The following is a 24479-nucleotide window of genomic DNA, read 5'->3' as shown; positions in this document are numbered from 1 at the left end:
CTAGCGCGAACGACCCTGGTCAGAGCAGCTCGAGGATGGTGGCGTTGGCCTGCCCGCCGCCCTCGCACATCGTCTGCAGCCCGTAGCGGATCCCGTTGTCCCGCATGTGGTGCACGAGCGTGGTCATCAACCGGGCACCCGAGCCGCCGAGGGGGTGGCCGAGGGCGATCGCCCCACCGTTGGGGTTGAGGACCTTCGGGTCGGCCCCGAGATCGTGCAGCCACGCCAGCGGCACCGGCGCGAACGCCTCGTTGACCTCGAACGCCCCGATCTCCTCCAGCCGCAGGCCCGAGCGCTCCAGCGCCTTCTCGGTGGCGGGCATCGGCGCGGTCAGCATGATCACCGGGTCGGCGCCGGCCAGCACGGTGGTGTGCACCCGGGCGATCGGGGTCAGCCCGAGCTCCCGGGCCTTCTCGGACGTGGTCATCAGCAGCGCGGCGGACCCGTCGGAGATCTGCGAGCTGTTGCCCGCGGTGATCACCCCGCCCTCCGGCTCGAAGGCCGGCTTCAGTTTCGCCAGCCCCTCCACGGTGCCGCCTCGGCGGATCCCCTCGTCCTTCGCCACGACCGTGCCGTCCGGCAGCGTGACCGGGGCGATCTGCCCGTCGAACCGGCCGTCGTCCTGCGCCGCAGCGGCCTTCTCGTGACTGGCGAGGGAGAACTCGTCGAGCTGGGTGCGCGAGAGCGCCCACCGCTCGGCGATCATCTCCGCTCCGACCCCCTGGTTCGGGAAGACCCCGCCGTAGCGGGCCGTGAACCGCGGGCCGAACGGGTCGGCGTCGCCGATCGAGCTGCCCATCGGCACCCGGCTCATCGACTCGACGCCGCCTGCGACCACGACGTCGTACTGGCCCGCGACGAGCCCGGCCGCGGCGAAGTGCACCGCCTGCTGCGAGGAGCCGCACTGGCGGTCGACGGTCACCCCGGTGACGGTGTCGGGCCAGCCCGCGGCGAGCACCGCGGTGCGCGCGATGTCGAACGTCTGCTCGCCCACCTGGGACACGCAGCCCCAGACGACGTCGTCGACCACCGCCGGGTCGATCCGGGCCCGCTCGGCGAGGCTGCCCAGCACGTGGGCCGACAGGTCGGCCGGATGGACCCCGGCCAGCCCACCGTTGCGCTTCCCCACCGGGGTCCGGACGGCCTCCACGATCACTGCGTCCCGCACGTTGCGCTCCTCGTCCCGGCGCCCTCCGGCGCCGTCACTCGCCCTGCATCCCTAGCCTACCTATCGTTTGATTGAGTGGATAGACTCCCGATGACGACGAGGAGGACGACGACGTGCAGATCGACGGTTCGGTGGCAGTGGTCACGGGCGGGGCATCCGGCCTCGGCGCAGGGACGGCGCGGCACCTCGCGCAGCGCGACGGCCGCGTCGCGATCCTCGATCTGCCCACGTCGAACGGCGCCGATCTGGCCGGGGAGCTCGGCGACGCGGGGGCGTTCTTCCCGGTCGACGTCTCGGATCCCGACCAGGTCGAGGCCGCCGTCGACGGTGCAGCGTCGACGTTCGGCCGCATCGACGTGTGCGTGAACGCCGCCGGCATCAGCCCGGCGGCCCGGGTGCTGTCACGCAAGGGCGAGCTGCACCCGCTGGACACGTTCCGCCGGACGGTCGAGGTCAACCTCGTCGGGAGCTTCGACGTGCTGCGCCGCGCCGTCGCCGTCATGGCGCGCAACGAACCCTCGTCGGAGGGCGAGCGCGGCCTGGTCGTCAACGTCTCCTCCGCCGCGGCGCTGGAGGGCCAGGTGGGCCAGGCCGCCTACTCCGCGTCCAAGGGCGGCCTGGTCGCCCTCACCCTGCCGCTCGCCCGCGACCTGGCGCTGTGGGGGATCCGGGTGATGACGGTCTGCCCGGGGATCATGGACACCGCGATGCTCGCCGGCGCCGACGAGAAGCGCCGCGCGTCGCTCGTCGACCTGCACGTGTTCCCCAAGCGACTGGGCACTCCGCACGACTTCGCGCAGCTCGTGGCGAGCTTCATGGAGAACACGCTGCTCAACGGCGATGTCGTGCGCCTCGACGCCGCCACCCGGCTGTAGGGAGACGTCCGTGCGCCGCACGCTCTACGACACCGAACACGACGACTTCCGGTCGGCGTTCCGGCGGTTCCTCGAGCGCGAAGCCGTGCCGCACACCGAGCGGTGGGAGGAGTCCGGCCTGGTCGACCGGTCGTTCTTCGAGGCGGCAGGCCGCGCCGGGTTCCTCGGCTTCGAGGCGCCCGAGGAGTTCGGCGGGCTCGGCATCGCCGACTTCCGCTACAACGCGGTGATGGCCGAGGAGACCGTCGCCACCGGCACCGCAGGCGACGGCTTCACCCTCGGCAACGACATCCTCGCGCCGTACCTGATCGGGCTGACGACCCCTGACCAGCGCGAGCGCTGGCTGCCCGGCTTCACCGCAGGCACGCTCATCCCCGCGATCGCGATGACCGAGCCCGGCACCGGGTCGGACCTGCAGGCGATCCGCACCACCGCCCGCCGCGAGGGCGGCGAGTACGTGCTCGACGGCACCAAGACCTTCATCACGAACGGCGCCCAGGCCGACCTCGTGCTCGTGCTGGCCCGCACCGGGGAGCGCGACGGGCGGGGCATGAGCCTGCTCGCCGTCGAGGCGGGAACCCCCGGCTTCACCCGCGGCAGTCCGCTGCACAAGATCGGCCGCAAGGCGCAGGACACCGCCGAGCTGTTCTTCGACGGCTGCCGGGTTCCGGCCGGCAACGTCGTCGGCGAGCCGGGAGCCGGGCTGCGCGTCGTGCTGGGCAACCTCCCCCGCGAACGGCTGTCCATGGCCGTCCTCGCCGTCGCCGCCGCCGAACGGGCGCTCGCCCTCGCCCTCGCGCACTGCCGGGACCGCACCACCTTCGGCGTGCCGCTCGGCGCGCACCAGGCCATCCGTTTCGAGCTCGCCGACCTGCACACCCAGGTCGGCGTCGCCCGCGTCTACGTCGACCGCTGCGTGCAGGCCCTCGTCGACGGGGAGCTCACGGCCGAGGAAGCCGCCGGAGCCAAGTACTGGACCACCGACCTGCAGTGCTCGGTGATCGACCGGTGCCTGCAGCTGTTCGGCGGCTACGGCTACATGGAGGAGTACCCGATCGCCCGCATGTGGCGCGACGCCCGCGTCCAGCGGATCTACGGCGGTACCAACGAGATCATGAAAGAGGTCGTCGGTCGCGCCGTGGTCGCCGGGGACTGATGCCGCCACGGGCGATCGATCGCGGCGAGCCGCACACCAGGGCAGTCACCGCAGCGATGAGGTCCGACTCGGACCGATCTTGCCCGTCGAGGAGGTGGTCGGTCGGCCAGGAACGTTCCCCCGCCCCGACCGAAACCCATGATCGAGACGACCCGCACGCCACGGTCGCCGCGGCAGCACCGGTGTACGCCTCGCCGCGATCAAGCGCAGTTGATCGGGGTGAGTCGCACACCAGGGTGGTCGCGGCGGCCGTGTGGTGCGGCTCGGACCGATCACCGTGGTTGATACGGCAACGCATGGGGTGAGGGCCGGATTGTCCGGGCTCCGCGCGGCACCCGAGTCGTTCACAGCGCCAGCCCCGCATCCGCCCCGGAGTTGACCGCGCGGACGAAGTCCGCCGGCTGCTCCGCGTCACCGAGGACCCACACCTCCACCCCGGGCGGCGTCTCGAAGGACTCGCCGGTGGGGCGCCAGCCGATCGCGAGCGCGACCAGGTCGGCGGGCACGTCGTGCGAGGCGCCCTCCGGATCGGTGTGGACGACCGCGCCGGGCTCGATCGCCACGACCGTCGCCTTCGTCCGCACCTCCACGTCGTCCTGGCGCAGCTGCCGCACCAGTTGGCGGCGGGTGATCGCCTCGATGCCGCGCCCGATGGTGGCGCGCATCTCGACGATCGTCACCCGCACGCCCCCGGCGGCGAGCAGCTCGGCGGTCTCGCAGCCGGTTGCGCTGCCGCCGATGACGACGACCCGCTGCCCCGGCTCGACCGCGACCTCGCCGCGCAGCAGCCGCTGCGCGTCGTGCACGTGCGGCGCGTCGATGCCCGGGATCGGCGGCACCAGCGGCTCCGCCCCGGTGGCGACGACCAGCGCGTCCGGTGTCTCACGCTCCACCAGCGCAGCGTCCACCTCGACACCGGTGTGGATCGCCACGCCGAGGTCGGCCAGCCGCTGTGCCTGGTGCGCCCGGAACCGCAGCACCTCGCGCTTGCTCGGCGCGAGCCCCGCGACCTCCAGCTTGCCGCCGAGCCGGCCGTCGCGCTCCCAGATCGACACGTCGTGTCCCCGCAGCCGCGCGACCCGCGCGGCCTCCATCCCGGCCGGACCGCTTCCGACGACCATCACCCGCCGGGGCGTCACCGCGGGCTTGAGCTCCCAGGTGAGCTCGCGGCCCGCCTCCGGGTTCACCGCGCAGCGGGCCCGCTCGCCGCGACCGACCAGATCGACGCAGGCGTTGCAGGCGATGCACGGGCGCAGCTCGGCGAGCCGCCCCTCGCGCACCTTGTCCGGCCAGTCCGGCTCGGCGATCAAGGCCCGCCCGAGCAGCACCAGGTCGGCGTCCCCGGACTCGACGACGGCGGCCGCCTCGTCCGGATCGTCGAGCCGGCCCACGGCCATCACCGGGACGTCGACGGCCCGCTTCACCGCCGCGGCGAGCGGGCGCATGTGCCCGCGGGGCACGGCCATCGGCGCGAGCGTGACCTGCAGCGACAGCCAGGTTCCCGCCGAGACGCTGATCGCCGACGCCCCGGCCCCGACGACCACGGCGGCCACTCGCGCGGCCTCGTCGACCGTCAGGCCACCGCTCGGGCCGTCGTCACCGTTGAGCCGCCACACCAGCGGCAGGTCGGTTGCCTCGGTGATCGCGCGCGCCACCTCGACCGAGAAGCGGGCGCGGTTCTCCAGCGACCCGCCGTACGCGTCGGTCCGCCGGTTGAACTGCGGCGAGAGGAAGTTGGACGGCAGGTAGCCGTGCGCCCCGTGCACCTCGACGAAGTCGAACCCGGCGTCGGCCGCGAGCATGGCGGCCGCGGCGTAGTCGCGCACGATGCCGGCGATGTCCTCGCCGGTCAGCTCGCGCGGCACCGGCGAGGCCGAGTTCAGCGGGATCGGCGAGGGCGCCACCGACGGCCCGTCGACGACCTGCCGGCCCGGGTGCATGAGCTGCACCCCGACCGTGACGCCGTAGGGCCGCAACGCCTCCACCAGCCTGCGCAGCCCGGGCAGGTACTCCGGCCCGCTGATCCTCGGCTCCGGCCCGATCGTCTCGGCCGAGACGAGGCAGCCCTCCACGGTGATCGTGCCGACGCCGCCATCGGCCCGGCGCCGGTAGTAGGCGATCGTGTCGTCGGTGATGTGGCCGCCGACGTCGAGGCAGGTGCCCATCGGCGCCATCACCAGCCGGTTGCGCAGGGTCAGCCCGCCGAGTCGCACCGGCTCGAAGAGGACGTCGTGCCTGGTCATCCCAACAGCACCCGCAGCGCCCGCACCGGGCACGCGTCCACCCCGATCCGCGCCGCCTCCTCCTCGCCCGGCGGCACCTCGCGGTCCGGGCCCACTGCGCTGTAGCCGTCGTCGTCGAGCGGGAACAGGTCCAGGTCCACGACGGAGCACTGCCCGTGCGCCTCGCACACGTCCGGGTCCACGCCGATCCTCATCACCTCACCTCCACCCGCAGCTCCTCGAGGGAACGCGAGGCCAGGCTGGGCTTCCACCGTGGCTCGGCGGCCAGGGCGAGGCCCGGCAGCCGCTCGACGATCCGGGCGACCGCGATGCGCGTCTCCATCCGGGCCAGCTGGGCCCCGATGCAGGCGTGGATGCCCTTGCCGAAGGCGATCTGCGGATTGGGGCGACGGGCCAGGTCGAGGGTGTCGGGATCGGCGAACTTCTCCGGGTCGCGGTTGGCCGAGGCCAGCACGAGGTGCACCCGCTCGCCGGGCGAGATGCGGCGCCCGCGGATCTCGGTCTCCGCGACCACCCACCGGTTCAGCACCTTGATCGGCCCGTCGAAGCGCAACAGCTCCTCGACGGCCGGCGCGATCAGCTCCGGGTCGGCGCGCAGCCGGGCCAGCTGGCCCGGGTGACGCAGGAGCGCGAGCACGCCGTTGGCGATCGAGTTGGTGGTCGTCTCGTGCCCGGCGAACAGCAGCAGGGCGCACATCGACACCAGCTCGTCGTCGGAGAGCCGGTCGCCCGCGGCCGAGTCGCCGTCCGCCGCCATGAGGGCCGTGAGCATGTCCTCGGCCGGTTCGCGGCGGCGCAGCGCGATGAGCTCCCGGAAGTAGGCGTCCATCTCACGCAGCCCACGCAGTGCGCGCTCGTGCCGCTCCGCCCGCGCGTCGCCGCCGGTGCCGAACGCCACGAGCGCGAGCTCGTCGGACCACTCGCGGAAGCGGTCCCGGTCGGCCGCCGGCGCGCCGAGCATCGTCGCGATCACGGTGGCCGGCAGCGGGTAGGCGATCTCGGAGATGAGGTCGCCGCCGGCGAACGACTCCACCAGCTCGTCGACGAGCGCCGTGATCTGCTCGCCCATCGCGGAGATCCGCTGCCCCTTGAACGCGCCCGCCGCGAGCCGGCGCAGCCGGGTGTGCGCGGGCGGGTCGGAGACGACCATCCACTCGCCGATGAGCTCGAGGACCCGGTCGGCGGCGGTGGGCTCGCGGGTGGGCTCCCCGCGTTCCCGACGGGCCGCCAGCAGCGGCCGGACCCGGTCGTTGGACAGCGCCTTGTTCTGGAAGGCCGCCGAGACGTCGTCGTAGCGGGTGAGCAGCCAGGCCCGGTGGCGTGCGCTCCAGCGCACCGGGTCCTGCTCGCGCAGCCGCGCGAACAGCGGGTACGGGTCCGCGGTCGCCTCCGCGGTGAGCAGGTCGTCGTCGATCGCTACCGACGTCATGCCTTCACCTCCACGGGCTGCAGGCTGCGCGCCATGCCCAGCCGGTCGCGGATGATCTGCCCGCCCGCCACCCGCCCGCCGGCGACGTGCACGATCCCGACCAGGTGCAGCGTCGAGGGCGCCCCGACCAGTGCGGGGTCGACGCCGTCGAGGCCACCCGCGTACCGGCCGTCACGGGTGATCCGGAAGGCGACGGCCTGCCCTGCGGAGAACAGGTCGTCGACGACGTCGGACGGCTCCAGCTGCAGGACGCCCGTATCGCCGTCGTCGACGCGGACCGCCCCGGCCGGGGCGCCGTCCGCGATCCAGTCCCGCACCACCTGCTCCGCCGTCGGATCGGCGGGCACGGCCTGGGTGTCCCACGGCGCGAGCGCGGGCGCGGCGACCGGATCGGGGACGCCGTCGGCCAGCTGGCGGCGGCGGGCCTGGTAGTCCTGCTCCACCAGGTTCTCGACGAGCTTCGTGCCGTTCCACCGGTAGAGCCCGATGCCCTGCCAGGACGCGATGGCGCCACCGTGGCGGACCGACGCACCGTGCTCGGAGAACCGCATCGCCAGCCGGTCACCGTTGCAGATGATCTCGTGCACGGTCAGGCACAGTCCCGGGAACTGGGTGAACTGCTTCTGCGCGGCCGGGACGTAGCGCTCGTCCCGCCCGCCGACCACGTGCGGTCCCATCCGCAACGTGTAGTCCGGCTCCATCAGCTCCGGGCAGACGCTCGTGTCGTGCCGGTTCGTGTAGTCGTTGACGTAGCGCCGCATCAGGGCGACGAAGGGGTCCATCCCGTCACCCCCTAGCGGCCCTGGAAGACCGGCGGGCGCTTCTCCGTGAACGCCCGGATGCCTTCCGCGACGTCGGCGGAGCTCTGCAGGGCGGTCAGCGCGGCGGTCGAGTGGTCGAACTCGCCGCGGTCGACGCCACGGTTGACCAGCCCCTTGCCCGCCGCGATGGCCAGCGGCGCGTGCGCGGCGATCCGTTCGCCCAGCGCGCGGGCCGCCTCCATCAGCTCGGCGGCGGGCACGACCTTCTGCACGAGGCCGATCCGCAGCGCGGTCTCGGCGTCCACCCGCTCACCGGCGAACATCATCAGCTTCGTCCAGTGCCTGCCGATGACCGACGGCGCGCGCAGCACACCGAACCCGGGCACCAGACCGACGGCCGACTCCGGCATCCCGAACACGGCGTTCTCGGCGGCGATCACGACGTCGCACGCCAGGGTGAGCTCGCAGCCGCCGCCCATCGCGTAGCCGTTGACCGCGGCGATCACCGGGAGGCCGCACTCCTCGACGGCGGCGAACGTGCGCATGCAGTCGCGCTGGAAGTCGCGCCTGGCCTGCGTGGACTCCAGCTGGGCGAAGCCCGCGATGTCCCCACCCGCGGAGAACGCCTTGTCCCCGGCCCCGGTGACGATCACCGCGCGGGTCCGCCCGTCCGCCTCCAGCGCCGCGAGGGCCTCGCGCATCTCGGGCCAGAACGTGCGCCCCATCGCGTTCAGCTTCGCGGGTGCGTCGATCGTGATCACCGCGACGGACCCGTCGACGTCGACCCTGATGTTGGGTGGTGCGACACCGTTGCGCCGCGTCGTGAGCGACTCGTCCATCATGTCCCCTTGCTCCCAGCGAACCGGCCGTGCGCGGCGATCGCGATCGCGGTCGCCACCACCCGGCGGGTCTCGGACGGCTCGATGACATCGTCGAGCGACAGGTGAGCCGCGGCCTCCCACGGCTCGGCCTCGGCGTTCCACTCCGCGGTCAGCTCGGCGACGAGCGCGGCGTGCGCGTCCGCGCCCTGCTCGGCGAGCACCGTCTCCAGCCTGCGGCGGTGGATGGTGCGGATGCCGGTCTCCGGGGCCATGAAGCCGAGCTCGGCCGAGGGCCAGGCGAACAGGAAGTCGGGCTTCGTGGGCCGCCCGCCCATCGCGAAGTGCCCGCCCCCGTAGGCCTTGCGCAGCACGACTCCCACCTTCGGGACCGTCGCCTCGGCGATCCGCGACACCAGCGCCTCGTAGCCGTGCAGGATGCCGCCCCGCTCGGCGGCCGTGCCGATCATCAGGCCGGGCACGTCGTGGAGGAAGACCAGCGGCAGCCCGAACGTGTCGCAGAGGTCGACGAACGCCCGCTCCTTCGCCAGCGCGGCCGGGTCCAGCGCGCCCGCGCGGACGATCGGCTGGTTGCCGACCAGCCCGACCGGTCGGCCCTCGACGCGGGCAAGCGCGCACAGCACCGAGCCGCCCCAGCCGTCCGCCCAGGGCAGGATCGAGGCCTCGTCGGCGATGCACGTGAACACGTCGCGCACGTCGTAGCCGCTGCGCGCACCGAGCGGGACGATCTCCTCCAGGTCCTCCGGGTCGCGCGCCGGCGGCAGCGGCGGCCCCCACGGTGGCTCCTGGGTGGAGTTCGGCGGCAGGTAGGACAGGAACGCCGCGACCGCGTCCATCGCGTCGGCCTCCGTGTCGACGACGAGGTGCGCGTTGCCCGCCTCCGTGGCCGCGGCCGGGCCGCCCAGCTCGTCGTCGGTGACCTTCTCCCCGATCGCGGGCTCCACGACCGACGGGCCGGAGAGCGCGATCGACGCGCTGCGCAGCATGACGACGAAGTGCGCCGTCGACGCGTGCAGGGCCGAGTCGCCGTAGCTGGGCCCGAGCACCGCGGCCGCCCGCGGTACGACCGGGTCGCCCGGCGGCGGCTTCAGGAACGTCGTGAAGTCCAGCGGGAGCCCGGAGAACCGCCAGCCGGAGACGTCGGGCATGCGGCCGCCGTCGGCGTCGCAGAGCAGCACGAGCGGGAAGCCGTGGCGCTGGGCGTGCTCGATCAGCCGCCCCTGCTTGCGCATGCTGATCGGGGCCGTGGTGCCGGCGAGCACGCTGGCGTCGATGCCGATGACGCCGACGCGCCGCCCGTCGAGCAGGCCGAAACCGGTCACGACGGCGTCGCCGGGGACGTGCTTGTCCGTGCGCCGCTCGGGCAGGGCGAGCGCCCCGATCTCGAACCAGGACCCGGGGTCGACCAGCATGTCGATGCGCTCGCGGACCGGCAGCCGGCCCGACTCGCGGTGCTTGCGCAGGCCCGCGGGACCTCCCATCTCCAGCGAGCGCTCCTTGCGCGCACGCAGTTGGGCGATCCGCTCGGCCATCGCGGCGCCGGGCTCGGCGACTGTCACCGGGCCTCCCTCGTCGTGGGGTGGAATGGTCTCCTGGGCGGACGCTAGACTACCAGACGGTCGATTGGTAGGCAGAGGGTCGCGCCGGCCCCGGGAGAGCGGAGCGCTCCGTGCAGCAGACGAATGGGCGGGTCATGGACATCCGAACGGTTCTCGTGGCCAACCGCGGCGAGATCGCGGTCCGGATCATCCGGACCTGCCGGGAGCTCGGCCTGCGTACCGCCGCCGTCCACAGTGACGCGGACGCCGGCGCCCTGCACGTCCGGATGGCCGACGAGGCGTACCGGATCGGAACCGCGCCGGCCCGCGAGTCCTACCTGTCCGTCGCCGCGATCGTGGCCGCGGCGCAGGAAGCCGGCGCCGACGCCGTGCACCCCGGATACGGGATGCTCGCCGAGGACGCCGGTTTCGCCCAGGCGGTCGCCGACGCGGGTTTGGTGTTCGTCGGGCCGTCGGCCGAGGTCATCGCCCGGATGGGAGACAAGGTCGCGGCCCGGGACGTCGCTCGCTCGTGCGGCGTGCCGGTAGCCCCCGGCAGCCCGGGCACGATCTCCGACCCCGCGCAGGCGCACGCCGTGGCCGAACGGATCGGCTGGCCCGTCGTGGTCAAGGCCTCGTTCGGCGGCGGTGGGCGCGGCATGCGCGTCGTGCACGACCCCGCCGGGCTCGACACCGCGCTGACCGCTGCCGCCCGCGAGGCCGGCGCCGCGTTCGGCCGGCCCGAGGTGCACCTGGAGCGCTACCTGGAGCGGCCGCGGCACGTCGAGGTGCAGGTGCTGGCGGATGCGCACGGCAACGTCGTGCACCTGGGCGACCGCGACTGCTCCGTGCAGCGGCGCCACCAGAAGCTGGTCGAGGAGGCGCCCGCGCCCGACCTGCCGGCCGGCGTGCGCGACCGGCTGCGCGACGACGCCGCCCGCCTGGCCCGCGAGGTCGGCTACCTCGGCGCGGGCACCGTCGAGTTCCTCGTGCTGCCGGGCACCGGTGAGTACTTCTTCCTGGAGATGAACACCCGGCTGCAGGTCGAGCACGGCGTGACCGAGATGGTCACCGGGCTCGACCTGGTCGCGGCGCAGCTCGCCGTCGCGGGCGGGGAGAAGCTGTGGTTCACCCAGGACGACGTGCGCCTCGACGGCCACGCGATCCAGGCGCGGATCGCCGCGGAGGACCCGTGGGAGTCGTTCCGGCCCGCGCCGGGCCGGGTGGCCACGCTCGTCACGCCGCAGGGCCCGTGGGTGCGCTGCGACATGGGCATCGAGAGCGGCGACGCCGTCGCGGCCGAGTACGACTCGATGTTCGGCAAGGTCCTCGCCCGCGGCCCGGACCGCGACACCGCCCGGCGGCGGCTGATCGCGGCCCTCGACGAGCTGCGCGTCGAGGGGGTGCCGACCACAGCGCCGTACCTGCGCGGGGTGCTCGCGTCGGCCGAGTTCGCCGCCGTCGTCCACGACACCGGCTCGCTGGAGCGGGACTGGGCACCCGACCCGGCGCTGCGCCCTGCCGCACCGCAGGCCCGGGCCGCCTCCACGGCTGCCCGGCCGGCGCGGCGGGTGCGCATCGCGACCGACCGGGGTCCGGTCGAGGTCGCGATCTACGGCGTCGCACCGGCGCAGGGCACCGAGGTCGCGCTCTCCGACCGGCCCGGCCGGGCGGACGTGTCCGCGGGCCGGGCCGCGGACGGCCCCGGCGCACCGCCCACCGCGCCGATGGACGCGACCGTCGTCGCCGTCGCGGTCGAGGAGGGCGCGGCCGTCGCGGCGGGCGACGTGCTCGTCGTCCTGGAGGCGATGAAGATGGAGATCGAGGTGCGGTCCGAGATCACGGGCACGGTCGAGACGCTGCACGTGACCGCGGGAGCATCGGTGGCGGCGGGCACGATCCTGGCGGAGGTGACCCCGCCGAGCCGGCCGTCGGGTCAGGCTGCCCCGTAGCCGGCCACCCCGTCGCGCTCCTCCACCACGAGCTCGCCCTGCAGCACCAGGACGTCCAGGTGCGCGGCCGTCTCCAGGACCGCGAGCATCTGGTTGAACGGGTCCAGCTCCTCCAGCCTGCGCCCGCGCCGGGTCCAGGTGAGCCCGCCTGCGGCGGCGTACGCGGTCTCCCGCCCGGCGCGGACCGCGGCGAACGTGTCTGCGAGCCGGGTGTCGTGGTGCGCGAGCAGCTCGTCGATGCGGGCGTGCGCCCGCGGCACCACGGAGCCGTGCGCGGGCAGCAGCATGGCGTCCGGCAGGGCTCGGACCCGGCGCAGCGAGCCGAGGTAGTCGCGCAACGGGTGCGGCACCGGTACCGCCTCGAAGCCGATCGACGGGGTGATGTGCGGCAGCACGTGGTCCCCGGCGAACAGCAGCGCGGACGCGGCGTCGTGGAAGACCAGATGGCCAGCGGTGTGGCCGGGGGTGGCCACGGCGGTGAGGGTGCGCTCCCCGGCGGGGACGGTGGCGCCGTCGGCGAGCCAGGTGTCGGGCTCCTCCCAGATGTCGACGGGCATGCCGTCGCGTCCCGACGTCCCGGCGATCGCCGCGATGATCGCGTCCGCCCCGCACCGATGCAGGGCCGCGACCTGCGGGGCCAGGGCGAACGCGTCCGTGTTCGCCACGGACAGCGACTTCTTCGCCCCCTCCCCCAGCGCGACCGGCACGCCGGTGCGCCGCCGCAGCCCGACGGCGAGCGTGTAGTGGTCGCGGTGGACGTGGGTGACGAGCACCTGCCGCACGTCCGACAGCCCGCGCCCGAGCGCGCCGAGGGCCTGCTCGAGCTGTTCCTCGGCACCGGAGAACACCTGCCCCGCGTCGACGAGCAGCACCCCGTCGGCCAGCTCGACGGCGTAGACGTTCACCGCGCGCAACGCGTCGCCCGGCAGCGGGAGCGGGATGCGGTGCACCCCCGGTGCGGGGGTGTACACGCCCGGCTCGTGCCACGGCCGATGCGGGTCGTCCGCTCGGACCCGCATCAGCCGGCGACGATCCCGTGGTCCGGCCCACCGCCGTCGACCTGGATCCGCTGGCCGCTGACGTAGCCCGCGTCGGGGGAGGCGAGGAACGCGACCACACCTGCGACGTCGTCGGGCCGCGCGACCCGTCCGAACGGGTAGTGGGCATCGAGGTCGGCGATCGTGGCGCCGTCCGCGGTGGCCGCGACGAGCCGGTCGCCCATGTCCGTCGCCACCAGGCCGGGCGCGACGATGTTGACCCGGACGCCGTACCCGCGCTCCTCCTTGGCGAGCGTGCGGGCCGCCGCCTCCGTCGCCGCCTTCGCCATCGTGTACGCCGCGCCGTTCGCGGGCGCGTCGGGGACGATCGCGCTGGAGATGACGATGACGTCGGCCCGGCCGGCCCGGCGCAGGTCGGGCAACAGCCCCCGGACGAGCGCGAGCGGGCCGAGGGTGTGCACCCGCAGCAGCCGCAGGTACTCCTCGTCGCCGGTGTCGGCGATCCTGGTGCCCCGGCTGGCCGTGCCCGCGTTGCTGACGAGCAGGTCGACCGGTCCGAGGTCGGCGCGAACGGCGTCCACCATCGCGGCGACCGCCGCCGGGTCGTCGACGGACGCCCGGTACGCCCTGGCCGTCCCGCCGGCCTTCTCGATCTCGGCCACGACCTCCTCGGCCGCGTCGGCGTCGCGCCGGTAGTTCACCGCCACGGCGGCGCCGTCCGCGGCGAGGCGGACCGCGATCGCCCGCCCCACGCCGCGGGAACCGCCGGTGACCAGGGCGGTCCGGCCCGCAAGTGCACTCATCGCAGTCCTCGTCCTCTCAGGGGTAGCGCGCGGCCAGCGCCTTCTGCGTGGCGATCCCCCGGATCGCGATCTCGGCCATCTGCGCGCCGATCTTCTCCGGGGTGAACGCACCGCCCGGCCGGAACCAGCGGTACACCCAGTTCGTCGAGCCCAGCACGGTCAGAGCGCCCAGGCGCGGATCGAGGTCGGCCCGCACGAGCCCCTCCTTCTGCGCCAGCTCGATCAGGTCGCGGAACACCCCCTGGTAGGCGTGCTCGCTGCCGAGCACCTCCTGGCGACGCTCCGGCGGCAACGCGGACAGCTCGTGCAGGAACACCGCGGTCGGCACGAGATTGCGACACGTGTGCTCCACGTGCCCCACGATCACGTTCTCCAGCCGCTGCAACGGATCACCCTCGACCTCCGCGCGAGCCCGGATCACCGCCAGGCCGTCCCGGTGCACCGTGCTGATCACATCGAACAGCAGCTCTTCCTTGGACTGGATGTAGTAGTACAAGCTGCCCTTGAGCATCCCCAGCCGATCGGCGATGTCCTGCAACGAGGCACCGTCGTACCCCTTCTCGTAGAACACCTGCGTGGCGACCTCGATCAGCTCCGCCCAACGCTCCTCACGAGGCTTACGCTCCCCGCCGGAACGCCGCGCGCTCCGCCCAGCCGGCTGCCGCACCCGGACCGCCTCCTCGTACTCGCACTGCCGATCCGGCGACTCTACCGTTTGGTAGACACGCCGACCGCACCGCGGTACTGTACCAATCAATCGATTGGTAGGGCGCGTCCGTGACCCACCCGAGCAGCACGTGCACCGAGTAGGACGATCACCGGCGAAGGGACACCCGTGTACCAGGTCACCGTGCTCTACAACCACCCCGAGGACATCGCGGCGTTCGACCGGCACTACCGCGAGACGCACGCCCCGCTCGCCGCGAAGCTCCCGGGCCTGACGCGGTACACGGCGTGCTGGACGGGCCCTTCTCCGGACGGCAGCCCGGCCCCGCACCACCTGGTCGCCACCCTGTACTTCGACTCTTCCGAGGCGTTCGGTGCCGCCTTCAGTGGCCCCGAGGGCCAGGCGGCGCAGGCCGACATCGCCCACTTCGCGGGTGCAGGCCTCACGATCCTGACCGGTGAGGCCGAGACGTTCGTCTGAGCGCCGCGTCGTGGCTGCGCCCGATGACCGTTCTCAGCGACCCGGAGGCCCCGGCATGTCCGCGATCACCCCGCAGCGGCTGGAATCGCTGTTCCGGCCGCGCAGCGTCGCCCTGGTCGGAGCGGCGAACAAATCGCTGTTCTCCCAGCTCGCCTACGGCAACCTGGTCGAGTTCGGGTTCGCCGACCGCACCTGGCTCGTGAACCGGCGCGGCGCCGATACCCACGGCCGGTCGACGGTCCGCTCGTGCGCCGAGATCGACGAGCAGGTCGACGTGGCGTTCCTGATGGTCCCGCAGGCGGGCATGCACGACGCGCTCGCCGACGCCGCGGCCGCCGGGATCCTCAACGCCGTGGTCCTCTCCTCGGGGTACGGCGAAGCGGGTGAGGCCGGCCGGCGAGCGGAGGCCGAGCTCGTCGCGCACGCGGACGCGCTGGGCATGGTGCTGCTCGGCCCGAACCACCTCGGCTTCGCCAACCTCACCGCCGGAGTGCCGGTGACCTCGATCATGGGACTGCCGCGGGCCGCAGGACCCGTTGCCCTGCTCTCGCAGAGCGGGGCCAGCTCCGGCGCGATGGTCGACTTCGCGACGACGATGGGCGTCGGACTGTCCCTGATGGTCACTCTCGGCAACGAGGCCATGATCACCGCCGGGCACGTCCTCGACTTCCTCGTCGATGACCCGGACACCCGGGCCGTCGCGATCTTCATGGAGACGGTCCGGGATCCCGCGGCGTTCGCCCGCGCGGCCCGGCGCGCGGGAGCCGCGGGCAAGCCGGTCGTCGTGCTGAAGGCGGGCAGCAGCGAGCTGGCCGCTCGCACCGCGGCAGCGCACACCGGTGCTCTCGTCGGCGACGACCGCACGATCGACGCCGTCTTCCGTGACCTCGGGGTGATCCGGGTCGACTCCATCGAGGACATGCTGATCACCGCAGGCACGGCGGCCCATCTCGGGCGGCTCGACCGTGCGGGAGTCGGGGTCGTGTCGATCTCGGGCGGGGCCTGCGACATCGTCGCCGACCGGGCCGCCGACCTCGGGATGCCACTTCCCGCGCTCGCCGGGACCACCTGCGAGGCGCTGGCCGGGATCATGCCCGACTACGGCGCCGTGCAGAACCCGCTCGACGTCACCGGGGCCGCGGTGATCGACCCGACGCTGTTCACCCGCGCGATCCAGGCCGTGTCCGAAGACCCGTCGATCGGGGTCGTGGCGGTGGTCAACAGCCTGCCCTGGCAGGACGACGGGCAGCCGTACGTGGTGCAGCCCCTCGTCGACGCGATCGGCAGCGGCATGGGCACCGCCGCGTGTCCCAGTGTGTACGTCAACCAGGTGCTCCAGCCGATCACGGCACGTACGCGGGCGGTCCTGGACGCGGGCGGGGTCCCGTACGCGATCCCCGGGCTGCGGCAGGCGGTCGTCGCGCTGCGGCACGTGGGCTGGTGGTCGGACGCCACCCGGCCACGCGCGACGGACGGGGCCGGCGCCGCACCCATCTCGGGCCCGGTCTCGACGCCGCCCGCCGGCGAGCGCGCCGGTGCGTGGTCGGAGACCGCGGCGCGCCGCATGCTCGCCGCCGCAGGCATCCCGGTCGTCCCGGGCCGGGTGGTGACCTCCGCGGACGAGGCGGCGAGGGCGGCCGCCGACCTGGGTTGCCCGGTCGCGTTGAAGATCGTTTCACCCGACATCCTGCACAAGTCCGACGTCGGCGGTGTCCGGCTGGACGTGCGGGGCGAGGAGGCGGTCCGCGCGGCCTACGCCCAGATCGTCGATGCGGCCGGGCGGGTCGACGGTGCCCGGATCGAGGGGGTGCTGGTGTCACCGATGCGCACCGGCGGGGTCGAGCTGCTCGTCGGCGTCGCCCGCGATCCGCAATGGGGACCGATCCTGGCGGTCGCGCTCGGCGGGATCCTCGTCGAGGTTCTCGGGGACCCGGCCCTCGCGCCGCTGCCCGTCACCCCCGATCGGGCCCGGGCACTGCTGGCCGAGCTGCCCGGTGCCGCGGTGCTGCGCGGGGTGCGGGGCGCCACGCCCGCCGATCTCGAGGCGCTCGCTGCCGTCGTCGCGCGGATCGGGGACCTCGCCGCCGCGCTCGGCGACGACCTCGAATCGCTCGAGGTCAACCCGCTCCGCGTGGACGGGCCGACGATCGAGGCCCTCGACGCCGTCGTCACCTGGAGGACCGCATGATCCGCACCGCACTCACCGACCTGCTCGGGATCGACGCTCCCCTGGTCGGGTTCAACCGCTCGCCCGCCGTCGTCGCGGAGGTCAGCAAGGCGGGCGGGTTGGGCGTCCTGGCGGTCAGCGCGTACAGCCCGGCCGAGCTCGACGCGCAGCTCACCTGGATCGAGGAGCAGGTGCAGGGCAGCCCGTACGGCGTGGACCTGCTCGTGCCGGGCAACACCACGGCGGGCGACCCGTCCGATCTCCTCGCGAGCCTGCGGGCGCAGATCCCCGACCAGCACCGCGAGTTCATCGCGGGCCTGCTGCGCCGCTACGACATCCCCGAGGAGGCGAGCGCCGAGGGCCGGGTGATGAGCGAGTTCGCGGCCAACCTCGACCCCAGCCGCGTGGCCCCGTTGCTCGACGTCGTGTTCTCCCATCGCATCGCCCTGTTCGCCAACGCGCTGGGCGTCCCGCCGCCGGAGGTCGTCGCACGCGCACGGTCGGCGGGTGTCGTGGTGGCCTCCCTCGTCGGCAAGCCGGAGCACGCGCGCCGCCAGCTCGACACCGGTGTCGATGTCCTGGTGGCGCAGGGCACCGAAGCGGGCGGGCACACCGGGACGATCGCCAGCACGGTGCTCACCCCGGAGATCGTCGACCTCGCGGGCGACGTTCCGGTCCTCGCTGCGGGCGGGATCGCCACCGGCCGGCAGATGGCCGCTGCGCTGGCGCTCGGGGCGGCCGGGGTGTGGTGCGGCTCGGTGTGGCTGTCCAGCCACGAGGACATCACCCCCGAGGTCGTGAAGCGCAAGTTCCTCGCGGCGACCAGTTCGGACACGCTGCGCTCGACGACCCGTACCGGCAAGCCGGCGCGGCAGCTGCGCAGCAGCTGGCACGACGAGTGGGAGCGTGCGGGCAGCCCGGAGCCCCTGCCGATGCCGCTGCAGCCCCTGCTCGTCGGCGAGGCGTGGGACCGCATCGACGCCGCCGCATCCGCGGGCCATGCCAAGGCGGCCGAGCTGGAGTCCTTCTTCATCGGCCAGGTCGTGGGTGGGTTCACGGAGTTGCGGCCCGCCGGGGAGATCGCGCGATCGCTCGTCGCCGACTGCGAGAAGCAGATCGAGGTCCTCGCAGGCCTGCGGCACTAGAACAACAGATTGGGAGCCTCTCCGATGACGTCCGCTGTGCTGGATCCCCGCACTCCCGTCCTCATCGGCGTGGGGCAGGCCTCGGAACGGGTGGACGACCCGGACTACCGGGGGCTCTCGCCCGTCGAGCTCGCCGCGGACGCCGCGCGGGCCGCACTCACCGACACCGGCGCCGACCCGGCCGCGGTCGCCGCAGCGATCGACACGGTGGCCGGGATCCGGCAGTTCGAGATCTCGACGCCGGGTGCGCGCGCGCCGCTGGGCCGGTCCGACAACTACCCGCGCTCGGTGGCGCAGCGGGTCGGCGCCTGGCCGGGCAGGGCGATCCTGGAGGTCGCAGGTGGGCAGGGGCCCCAGCACCTGGTCACCGAGCTCGCCGGGACGATCGCGGCAGGGGGCTGCGAAGCGGCGCTCCTGTTCGGCTCCGAGGCGATCTCCACCGCCCGGCACCTGGCCGATGCCCCGGACCGGCCCGACTTCACCGAGCACGTCGACGGCGACCTGGAGGACCGCGGCTACGGCCTGCGCGGCCTGATCACCCGGCAGCAGACGACGCACGGCCTGATCGGTGCGCCGGTCCAGTACGCGCTGCTGGAGAACGCCCGCCGGGCGCGGCTCCAACAGTCCCGTGAGGAGTACGCGCGCGGGATGGGGGAACTGTTCGCCCCGTTCACCCGGGTCGCGGCCGGCCACCCGCATGCCGCGGCACCGATCGCGCGGGACGCGGTCGAGCTCGTGACCGTGACCGAACGAAACCGGATGATCGCCGACCCGTACCCGCGCTACCTGGTCGCGCGCGACCAGGTCAACCAGGGGGCCGCCGTCGTGCTGACCTCGGTCGCCGTGGCCGATCGGCTCGGGGTGCCACCGGAACAGCGGGTGTTCCTGCACGGGCACGCCGACGTGCGCGAGCGGAACCTCCTGGAGCGCGCCGACCTGTCGACCTACCCCGCGGCCGTGCTGGCCACGACGCACGCGCTGGAGGTCGCCGGGATCGGCCTCGCCGACCTCGCCACGTTCGACCTGTACTCGTGCTTCCCGATCGCCGTGTCCGCGGTGGCCGACGGGCTGGGACTCACCCCCGACGACCCGCGGGGCCTGACCCTCGTCGGCGGGCTGCCGTTCTTCGGCGGGGCCGGGAACAACTACTCCATGCACGCCATCGCCGAGACCGTGCAGCACATGCGCGACCGGCCAGGGACCTACGGGGTCGTCGGGGCGAACGGCGGGATCCTGTCCAAGTACTCGGTGGGGATCTACTCCAGCACCCCCACGCCGTGGCGGACCGACGCGAGTGACCGGCTGCAGGCCGAGATCGACGCGTGGCCCGCACCGGAGCCCGCCGTGCACGCCGACGGTGGGGCGACGATCGAGACCTGGACGGTGTCCTACGGCCGCGGCGGCGCCCGCACGGGCATCGTGGTGGGCCGCCTCGACGCCGACGACCGGCGGTTCCTCGCCCAGGTCGTCGAGGGCGACGACGAGTTGCTCGACCTGCTCGCCACCGGCGACCCGGCCGGCACCGGGGTGTACGCCCGCTCGTTCGGCACCGGCAACCGGGTCGCGACCAGCCGCGACCGCATGGACGCACTGCGCCCCCCGCGCCCCGCCGCGTTCCGGACCGGGCCGACCGGCTACGAGCACGTCCTCGTCCGCCGCGACGGGCACCTGCTCGAGGTGACGATCAACCGGCCGGAGTCGCGCAACAGCCTGCACCCGCCGGCCAACGAGGAGCTGGACGAGGTCTTCGATGCCTACTTCGCCGACCCCGAGCTGTGGGTCGCGATCATCACCGGGAGCGGGGACAAGGCCTTCTCCGCGGGCAACGACCTCATCTGGACCGCCGCGGGCAAGCCGATGTGGGTCCCCAAGAACGGGTTCGCCGGCCTCACCCGCAGGCCCGCCATGACCAAGCCGGTGATCGCCGCGGCCAACGGGTTCGCGATGGGCGGCGGCTGCGAGATCGCGCTGGCCTGCCACCTGATCGTCGCCGACGAGACGGCCCGGTTCGCGCTGTCCGAGGTCAGGGTGGGGCTCGTCGCGGGTGAGGGCGGCCTGGCCCGGCTGCCCCGCGCCCTGCCCCGTGCGCTCGCCACCGAGATGATCCTCACCGGCCGGCGGCTCACCGCACAGGAGGCCCTCGCCCACGGCATGGTCAGCCGGGTGGTGCCCGCGGGAACCGCACTGGCCGGGGCCCGTGAGCTGGCCGCGGAGATCCTCGCGTCGTCGCCGACCTCCGTGCGGACATCCCTGCAGATCATGGCCGAGACCGACGGGATCCCGGACACGGTCGAGGCGGCCGCGCACCCGTCGCCCGCCCTGGACGACCTGCTGGTCAGCGCCGACGTGGCGGAGGGTGTCGCCGCGTTCGCGGAGAAGCGGCACCCGCGCTGGCACAACCGCTGACGTGCGGGGCGCACCACCGATCGCACCCGATCAGACGATGCTGTACCAACCAAACGATCGGCAGTATACGGAGAAGGCCCCGCGGGGACGAACCGGTTCCCGGACCCCCTGCCCCAACTCGACGCTGAGGTGGACATGGCACTCGATGACGCAACCGCGCAGTTCCTCGGTCAGATGGCCGAGTCCGGCACGAAGCCGATCCACGAGATGACCCCCGCGGAAGCCCGCGCTCTCGGCGGGATGCTCCGCGACATGTACGGCCCCGGTCCGGACGTCGGCTCCGTGCGCGACGACGTCGCCCCCAGCCCGCACGGCGACATCCCCGTACGGATCTTCACCCCTCGGGGCACCCCGCGCGGCGTGATCGTCTACTACCACGGCGGCGGCTGGGTGATCGGCTCGATCGACGAGACCGACACCCTGGCCCGCACGATGGTCGACGCGACGGGCGCCGCCGTGGCACTGGTCGACTACCGGCTCGCCCCCGAGCACCGCTACCCCGCCGCCGCCCAGGACGCGTGGGCCGCGCTGCAGTGGGTCGACGGCCGGACCGAGCGCATCGCAGGCTCACCGGTGCCACTGATCGTGGCCGGCGACAGCGCCGGCGGGAACCTCGCCGCGATCGTGGCCCAGCGCGCACAGCGCGAGGGCGGCCCGACGATCTCGTTGCAGGTGCTCGTCTACCCGGTCACCGACGCGGACGTGGACAACACCAGCTACCGCGACCCGGCGAACCAGCTCATGCTCACCCGCGAGTCGATGATCTGGTTCTGGGACCACTACGCGCCGGACACGGCGTCCCGCGCCGACCCGGACGCCTCGCCGTTGCAGGCCGACGACCTCTCCGGCCAGCCGCCGGCCGTCGTGCTCACCGCGGAGCACGACGTGTTGCGCGACGAGGGCGAGGCGTACGCCGAGAAGCTCCGTGCCGCGGGCGTCCCGGTGGTGCACCGTCGCTTCGCGGGCCAGATGCACGGCTTCTTCACCTTCGTCAACGTGCTGCCCGGCGCCGCCGCCGGCCTGGCCTACGTCACCGAGCAGATCGACAAGCACCTGTCCGGGGCCGCTGCTCCTCTCGGGAGGTAATCACATGACCGGATCGGAAAGCACCGTCGACGCCGTGATCGTCGGAGCCGGGTTCGCGGGGCTCTACCAGCTGCACCGGTTCCGCGAGCTCGGCCTGACCTGCCGCGTGTTCGAGAAGGCGTCCGGTGTCGGCGGCACCTGGTACTGGAACCGCTACCCCGGCGCGCGCTGCGACGTCGAGAGCATGTCCTACTCCTACTCCTTCTCCCCCGAGCTGGAACAGGAGTGGACCTGGACCGAGAAGTACGCGACCCAGCCGGAGATCCTGCGGTACCTCGAGCACGTCGCCGACCGGTTCGACCTGCGCAAGGACATCACCTTCGACACGTCGGTCATCAGCGCGATCTGGGACGACGAGACCACGCGCTGGACCGTCACCACCGATCGCGGTGAGACGGTCACCTCCCGGTACGTCGTGATGGCGACCGGCTGCCTGTCGGTGCCGAAGGACCCGGAGGTCCCGGCGATCGACCGCTTCCAGGGGACGATCTACCGCACCGCCGACTGGCCGCACGAGGGCGTCGACTTCACCGGCCGTCGGGTCGGCGTGATCGGCACCGGGAGCTCCGGCATCCAGTCCATCCCGATCATCGCCGGACAGGCCGCCGACACGACGGTCTTCCAACGCACCCCCAACTTCTCGATGCCGGCGGGGAACCGCCCGCTCACCGAGCAGGAGATCGCCGGGATGAAGGCGGACTACCGGCGATGGCGGGACCTGCAGCGCACCTCCGGGTTCGGGGTGCCGGTGGAGCCGGCGACCCGGTCGGCGCTGGAGGTCACCGAGGAGGAGCGCAACGCCACCTACCGGAACGCCTGGGACACGGGCACGCTCGTCGCGATCCTCACCGCCTACACCGACTCGATCACCGACAAGGCGGCCAACGACACCGCGGCGGAGTTCGTCCGCGCGAGGATCCGGGAGATCGTCGAGGACCCGGAGACCGCCGAGGCGCTCTGCCCGAGCACCTACCCGATCGGGACCAAGCGCCCCTGCCTGGACACCGGCTACTACTCGACGTTCAACAAGGAGAACGTCCACCTCGTCGACCTGCGTGCCACGCCGATCATCGAGTTCACCGAGGCGGGCATCCGCACCACGGACAAGGTGTACGAGCTCGACTCCATCGTGTTCGCCACCGGGTTCGACGCGATGACCGGCGCGCTGGCCGCGATCGACATCCGCGGGCGGGGCGGGGTCACCCTCACCGACCGGTGGAGCGAAGGCCCGCGCTCGTACCTGGGTATCGCGGTCGCGGGCTTCCCCAACCTGTTCACGATCACAGGACCGTCCAGCCCGTCGGTGCTGTCCAACATGGCCGTCTCGATCGAGCAGCACGTCGACTTCGTCACCGACGCCGTCGCGCACCTGCGCGACGGGGGCTATGCCGCCATCAACCCCACCGTCGAGGCCGAGGACGAGTGGCTGGCGCACGTCGAGGAGGTCGGCAACTTCACGCTCTACCCGGTCGCGGACTCCTGGTACGTGGGCGCGAACGTGCCCGGCAAGCCGCGGGTCTTCATGGCCTACATCGGCGGCGTCGGGAGCTACCGGGAACGCTGCGACCGGATCGCGGCCAACGGGTACGAGGGATTCCAGCTGATCCGGCCTGAACGGGAAGCGACGAAGGAGTCGGCATGAAGACGACGGGAGCCCTGCTCTGGGAACCTGGCACCAACTCCGGCTGGAGCGTCGAGGAGATCGAGATCGACCCGCCGGAGCGCCGCGAGGTGATGGTGAAGCTCGCCGCCTCCGGCATCTGCCACTCCGACCAGCACCTCGACGACGGGGTCATCCCGCTGCCCTGGGCGCCCGTCCTCGGCGGCCACGAGGGCGCCGGGGTGGTCACCGAGGTCGGGCCGGAGGTGCACGACCTCGAGGTCGGCGATCACGTCGTGCTGTCCTTCCTGCCCTCCTGCGGGAAGTGCCGGATGTGCGTCTCCGGCCGCTCGAACATGTGCGAGCTGGGCGCCGGCGTGCTCGCCGGGGTGGCACCGGACGGCACCCACCGCGTCCACGCCCGCGACAAGGGCGTCGGCTGCATGTCCTTCCTCGGCACCTTCGCGCCTTATGTCTGCGCCCCGGTCGACGCCGTCGTGAAGATCGACGAGGACATCCCGCTGGACAAGGCCGCGCTCATCGGCTGCGGCGTCCCCACCGGATGGGGCTCCTCGGTGTACGGCGCGGACATGCAGCTCGGCGACACCGTGGTGGTCGTGGGTATCGGCGGGGTCGGGATCAACGCGGTGCAGGGCGCCAGGCACAAGGGGGCCAAGAACATCATCGCCATCGACCCGGTGCCCTTCAAACAGCAGAAGGCCCGGGAGTTCGGTGCCACGCACTCCGTCTCGAACTACGACCAAGCCGCCGAGCTCGTCCAGCAGATGACCAACGGCCAGGGCGCCGACCGCGTCATCCTGACCGTCGGGGTCATGCACGGCGACCTGCTCGAACCCGCCCAGGCCATGACCCGTCGGGGTGGCGTGATCGTGATGACCTCGGCGGCGCCGGTCCTCCAGCGCGACGTGCAGATCGACCTGTTCACCTTCGCCATGTCCGGCAAGCGGCTGCAGGGCACCCTCTACGGCTCCACGAACTCGCGCAACGACATCCCGCTGCTGTGCGAGCTGTACCGCACCGGCCGGCTCGAGCTCGACGGGCTGATCACCCGCACCTACCGGCTCGAGGACATCAACCAGGCGTTCGCGGACATGCAGAAAGGGCTCAACCTCCGCGGCGTGATCATGTACGACTGAGAACGGACC

The 24479-nt window shown here is 73.1% G+C and carries 20 protein-coding genes; 10 read left to right on the top strand and 10 right to left on the bottom strand.

The window, feature by feature from the left end:
- Positions 1–19: 19 nt before the first annotated feature.
- Entirely contained in the window at positions 20–1168 is a 1149-nt protein-coding gene (locus tag FB558_RS41465; RefSeq protein WP_142064874.1) for a thiolase family protein, read from the bottom strand.
- 113 nt (positions 1169–1281) lie between these two features.
- On the opposite strand from FB558_RS41465, the gene FB558_RS41460 reads away from it, so the two are divergent.
- Both FB558_RS41460 and FB558_RS41455 read left to right on the top strand, forming a co-directional pair.
- The gene (locus FB558_RS41460; protein ID WP_142064871.1) at positions 1282–2043 is read left to right on the top strand and encodes an SDR family NAD(P)-dependent oxidoreductase; all 762 of its coding nucleotides are present in this window, start codon (positions 1282–1284) and stop codon (positions 2041–2043) included.
- A 10-nt stretch (positions 2044–2053) separates the two neighbouring features.
- The gene (locus FB558_RS41455; RefSeq protein ID WP_142064868.1) at positions 2054–3199 is read left to right on the top strand and encodes an acyl-CoA dehydrogenase family protein; all 1146 of its coding nucleotides are present in this window, start codon (positions 2054–2056) and stop codon (positions 3197–3199) included.
- Positions 3200–3543: 344 nt separating this feature from the next.
- Here the strand turns inward: FB558_RS41455 and FB558_RS41450 are convergent, their stop codons facing one another.
- From FB558_RS41450 to FB558_RS41425, 6 genes are read right to left on the bottom strand one after another with little or no spacing between them, the layout of a single operon-like run.
- Positions 3544–5442: an oxidoreductase gene (locus tag FB558_RS41450; protein WP_142064865.1), complete on the bottom strand. Its 1899-nt coding sequence runs from the start codon at positions 5440–5442 to the stop codon at positions 3544–3546.
- Positions 5439–5636, bottom strand: a complete 198-nt coding sequence (locus FB558_RS41445; RefSeq protein WP_142064862.1) for a ferredoxin — start codon at positions 5634–5636, stop codon at positions 5439–5441. Before FB558_RS41445 ends, FB558_RS41450 begins: the two co-directional genes overlap by 4 nt.
- On the bottom strand, positions 5636–6871 hold the full coding sequence (locus FB558_RS41440) for a cytochrome P450 (protein WP_142064859.1): 1236 nt from the start codon (positions 6869–6871) through the stop codon (positions 5636–5638). The genes FB558_RS41445 and FB558_RS41440 overlap by 1 nt, the downstream gene beginning before the upstream one ends.
- Positions 6868–7653 (bottom strand): ester cyclase, encoded by a 786-nt coding sequence (locus tag FB558_RS41435; RefSeq protein ID WP_142064856.1) that lies wholly within the window; start codon positions 7651–7653, stop codon positions 6868–6870. Before FB558_RS41435 ends, FB558_RS41440 begins: the two co-directional genes overlap by 4 nt.
- 11 nt (positions 7654–7664) lie before the next feature.
- On the bottom strand, positions 7665–8471 hold the full coding sequence (locus FB558_RS41430; protein ID WP_170231805.1) for an enoyl-CoA hydratase/isomerase family protein: 807 nt from the start codon (positions 8469–8471) through the stop codon (positions 7665–7667).
- On the bottom strand, positions 8471–10030 hold the full coding sequence (locus tag FB558_RS41425; RefSeq protein WP_142064850.1) for an acyl-CoA carboxylase subunit beta: 1560 nt from the start codon (positions 10028–10030) through the stop codon (positions 8471–8473). Before FB558_RS41425 ends, FB558_RS41430 begins: the two co-directional genes overlap by 1 nt.
- 134 nt (positions 10031–10164) lie before the next feature.
- On the opposite strand from FB558_RS41425, the gene FB558_RS41420 reads away from it, so the two are divergent.
- Positions 10165–11961: an acetyl/propionyl/methylcrotonyl-CoA carboxylase subunit alpha gene (locus FB558_RS41420; protein ID WP_142064847.1), complete on the top strand. Its 1797-nt coding sequence runs from the start codon at positions 10165–10167 to the stop codon at positions 11959–11961.
- Here the strand turns inward: FB558_RS41420 and FB558_RS41415 are convergent.
- From FB558_RS41415 to FB558_RS41405, 3 genes are read right to left on the bottom strand one after another with little or no spacing between them, the layout of a single operon-like run.
- A complete protein-coding gene (locus FB558_RS41415; protein WP_425468171.1) occupies positions 11946–12932 on the bottom strand; it encodes an MBL fold metallo-hydrolase in 987 nt (328 codons plus the stop codon). The two genes, FB558_RS41420 and FB558_RS41415, sit on opposite strands and share 16 nt — an antisense overlap.
- A gap of 47 nt (positions 12933–12979) precedes the next feature.
- Complete coding sequence (locus FB558_RS41410; protein ID WP_142064842.1) at positions 12980–13762, bottom strand: SDR family NAD(P)-dependent oxidoreductase; 783 nt, start codon at positions 13760–13762, stop codon at positions 12980–12982.
- A 16-nt stretch (positions 13763–13778) separates the two neighbouring features.
- A complete protein-coding gene (locus tag FB558_RS41405; RefSeq protein ID WP_170231804.1) occupies positions 13779–14429 on the bottom strand; it encodes a TetR/AcrR family transcriptional regulator in 651 nt (216 codons plus the stop codon).
- A gap of 168 nt (positions 14430–14597) precedes the next feature.
- Between FB558_RS41405 and FB558_RS41400 the strand changes: the two genes are divergently transcribed.
- The 7 genes from FB558_RS41400 (at position 14598) to FB558_RS41370 (ending at position 24470) form a co-directional block, all read left to right on the top strand.
- Positions 14598–14909, top strand: coding sequence for an EthD family reductase (locus tag FB558_RS41400; protein WP_142064836.1), 312 nt, complete (start codon positions 14598–14600; stop codon positions 14907–14909).
- Between the two features lie 55 nt (positions 14910–14964).
- Entirely contained in the window at positions 14965–17097 is a 2133-nt protein-coding gene (locus FB558_RS41395; RefSeq protein ID WP_142064833.1) for an acetate--CoA ligase family protein, read from the top strand.
- Positions 17094–18221: a nitronate monooxygenase gene (locus FB558_RS41390; protein WP_246107141.1), complete on the top strand. Its 1128-nt coding sequence runs from the start codon at positions 17094–17096 to the stop codon at positions 18219–18221. The genes FB558_RS41395 and FB558_RS41390 overlap by 4 nt, the downstream gene beginning before the upstream one ends.
- A gap of 24 nt (positions 18222–18245) precedes the next feature.
- Complete coding sequence (locus FB558_RS41385; protein ID WP_142064831.1) at positions 18246–20627, top strand: acetyl-CoA acetyltransferase; 2382 nt, start codon at positions 18246–18248, stop codon at positions 20625–20627.
- A gap of 135 nt (positions 20628–20762) precedes the next feature.
- Positions 20763–21713, top strand: a complete 951-nt coding sequence (locus FB558_RS41380; RefSeq protein ID WP_142064828.1) for an alpha/beta hydrolase — start codon at positions 20763–20765, stop codon at positions 21711–21713.
- Between the two features lie 4 nt (positions 21714–21717).
- A complete protein-coding gene (locus tag FB558_RS41375; protein WP_142064825.1) occupies positions 21718–23355 on the top strand; it encodes a flavin-containing monooxygenase in 1638 nt (545 codons plus the stop codon).
- A complete protein-coding gene (locus tag FB558_RS41370) occupies positions 23352–24470 on the top strand; it encodes an NDMA-dependent alcohol dehydrogenase (RefSeq protein ID WP_142064822.1) in 1119 nt (372 codons plus the stop codon). The genes FB558_RS41375 and FB558_RS41370 overlap by 4 nt, the downstream gene beginning before the upstream one ends.
- The last annotated feature ends 9 nt before the right edge of the window (positions 24471–24479 follow it).

The sequence above is a fragment of the Pseudonocardia kunmingensis genome (genome assembly GCF_006716445.1).
GTDB lineage: Bacteria > Actinomycetota > Actinomycetes > Mycobacteriales > Pseudonocardiaceae > Pseudonocardia > Pseudonocardia kunmingensis.
This window is presented reverse-complemented; position numbering and strand designations above follow the sequence as displayed.